Genomic DNA, 1,050 nt, shown 5'->3' on the forward strand with positions numbered 1-1,050 from the left:
TAGAGCGTTTTCGGTTTGGGCTGAGTCGGTGCGGGGTTTTCGGGTCTGCTGCGGTGTGATTCCCTGATCGCTCTGGACGAGGAGCGAGGCATGGGCCGACCCTACAGCCGGGACCTGCGCGAGCGGGTGGTGGATGCCGCGGCAGCAACCTCCTGCCGGCAAGCGGCGGCGCGTTTTAGGGTCGGGATCGCGACCGCGATCCGCTGGATGGCCGCCTTCACGGCGACCGGAACGGTGGCAGCCCGCCCGCAAGGGCGAACGCGCCGCTCGAAGCTTGATCCGCATGAGGCGTTTCTGCGTGCCCTGATCGAACAGAACGACGACATCACGCTGGAGGAGATGCGCGCCCGGCTGCGGGATGAGCAGGATCTCACGGTAGGGCTGAGCACGCTGTGGAGCTTTCTCGACGAGCGCGATCTCACGTACAAAAAAAGACAGCTCACGCCGCCGAGCAGGATCGCCCGGATGTGAGAGCGGCGCGCGAGGCCTGGTTCGAGAGCCAACTCGACCTCGACCCGGCCCGCCTCGTGTTCCTCGACGAGACCTGGACCTCGACCGCCATGGCTCGCCTGCGCGGACGCTCGCCGCGCGGCGAGCGGCTGCGGTCACCCGTGCCGCATGGTCACTGGAAGACCACCACCGTCGTGGCGGGTCTGCGCCTGTCCGGGATCACCGCGCCCTTCGTGCTGGATGGTCCGATCAATCGCGAGATCTTCCAGGCTTATGTCGAACGCGTGGTGGTGCCTGAACTCACGCCCGGCGACATCGTCGTGCTGGACAACCTCGGCAGCCACAAAGGGCCAGCTGTGCGCGCCGCCATCGAAGCGGCGGGCGCGCGGCTGCTCTTCCTTCCGCCCTACTCGCCCGACTTCAACCCGATCGAGATGGCCTTCTCCAAGCTCAAGGCGCTCCTGCGAAAGGCTGCCGAGCGCACCGTCGAGGGGCTCTGGTCGGCCATCGGGAGGCTCGTCGACACCATCACGCCCGACGAGTGTGCCAACTTCTTCATCGCTGCCGGATACGATCCAGATTAAACCGAAAACGCTCTAG

General features: G+C 66.3%; 1 protein-coding gene. It reads left to right on the forward strand.

All coding sequences use genetic code 11. The annotated features are described in order from the left end of the window. Positions 1–90: 90 nt before the first annotated feature. Positions 91–1,034, forward strand: a protein-coding gene (locus ACKUB9_RS34320) for an IS630 family transposase (RefSeq protein ID WP_407531177.1) whose coding sequence is annotated in 2 segments (ribosomal slippage) — positions 91–427 and positions 427–1,034 — 945 coding nt in all. Because the reading frame shifts where the segments join, the coding sequence is not laid out codon by codon here. The last annotated feature ends 16 nt before the right edge of the window (positions 1,035–1,050 follow it).

The organism is Methylobacterium oryzisoli (genome assembly GCF_046557895.1).
Lineage (GTDB): Bacteria > Pseudomonadota > Alphaproteobacteria > Rhizobiales > Beijerinckiaceae > Methylobacterium > Methylobacterium oryzisoli.